Origin of the sequence: Nonomuraea sp. NPDC004580 (genome assembly GCF_040609855.1) — a bacterium.
Lineage (GTDB): Bacteria > Actinomycetota > Actinomycetes > Streptosporangiales > Streptosporangiaceae > Nonomuraea > Nonomuraea salmonea.
Window position 1 is genome coordinate 1 of the sequence record NZ_JBEXLH010000142.1, and the last position, 1,557, is coordinate 1,557.

Annotated in this window: 1 protein-coding gene; it reads left to right on the forward strand. The window is 66.5% G+C overall.

Annotated elements, in window-relative coordinates:
* The first annotated feature begins 199 nt into the window (after positions 1-199).
* On the forward strand, positions 200-1,468 hold the full coding sequence (locus ABZW11_RS46220; RefSeq protein WP_355432924.1) for an IS110 family transposase: 1,269 nt from the start codon (positions 200-202) through the stop codon (positions 1,466-1,468).
* Positions 1,469-1,557 lie beyond the last annotated feature (89 nt).

A 1,557-nucleotide genomic window follows, 5' to 3' on the forward strand; every position in this document is an offset into this window, starting at 1 on the left:
GGGCTGAAAATCGGGAGTGGTTGCCCGCCGACGTCGTGTGTCCTTGGTCCGGTTGAGGCCGTGGGTTAGTCGGACGCCGGGAGCCGCGCCATGGGCCCTTCACTGTGCTTCGAGCACGCGGACTAGATTCGCTTCTTCCCTTGCGGCTCTTGCGGGCACACCGTGCAGGGTGCCGGCTGGCTGTGGCGGGAGGTGCGTGATGCTGGAGGAGACCAAAGAACGCGAGGAGATCATCGAACGGGTCGCGGCGCTGGATGTCGGCAAGGCCACGCTGATGTGCTGCGTGCGCGTTCCGGACGACAAGCGGCCCGGGCGCAGGTTGCAGGAGGTGCAGTCGTACTCGACCATGACCCGCTCGCTGCTGGGCCTGGCCGATCATCTGCGCGTGCTCGGGGTCACCCGGGTGGTCATGGAGGCCACCTCGGATTACTGGAAACCCGTCTTCTATCTGCTGGAGGCGGCTGGGCTCGAGACCTGGCTGGTCAATGCGCGCGATGTCAAACACCTGCCCGGGCGGCCCAAGACCGACCGGCTGGATGCGGTGTGGCTGTGCAAGGTCGCCGAACGTCAGATGCTGCGCCCAAGCTTCGTCCCACCGCCCGAGATCCGCCGCCTGCGCGATCTGACCCGCTACCGGGTCGATCTGATCGGCACCCGTACCGCGGAGATGCAACGCGTGGAGAAACTCCTGGAAGATGCGCAGATCAAGCTGTCGGTGGTGGCCTCGGACATCTTCGGCGTCTCCGGCCGGGCGATGATGGCCTCGCTGATCGCCGGGGAACGTAATCCCAAGGTGCTGGCGCAGATGGCCCGCTCCACCCTGCGCAAGAAGATCCCGCAGTTGGAGGAGGCCTTCACCGGGCACTTCACCGACCACCACGCCTTTCTGCTGCGCACCATGCTGCTGCGCATCGATCAGACCAGCCACGACCTGGCCACACTCGACGCCAAGATCGATGAGCTGATCGCCCCTTTCGCCCGGGCGGCGGTGGAGCGGCTGGATGAGATCCCCGGTATCGGATCCATCGCCGCCCGCGCGATCATCGCCGAGATCGGGCTGGACATGAGTCGCTTCCCCACCGCCGCGCATCTGGCCTCCTGGGCCCGTTTCGCGCCTGGAGTACGCGAGTCTGCGGGCAAGAGGAAAGGCCGCGCAGCGACCGGCCACGGCAACCGCTACCTGGCCCGTATTCTCGGCGAGGCCGCGGTGGTCGCCGGCAAGAGCGATACCTTCCTCGGCGAACGCTACCGACGCATCGCCCGCCGCCGCGGGTCCAAACGCGCCATCGTCGCCGTCGGCCGCTCCATTTTGACCATCGTCTGGCATCTGCTGTCCGATCCCGACGCCCATTTCATCGATCTCGGGGCCGACTTCTACGACCGCAGGCTCGGCCCCGAACGCAGGAAACGCAATCACATCCGCCAGCTCGAGGCTCTCGGTTATCGGGTCATCCTCGAACGGGCCTGATCCGGCCAGCTGGTTACCGACCCCGACCAGCCACAGCACGCCGGGGTCCGCTGCCGCCTGCCCACTAATTCTCCGATTTTCGGACTAGG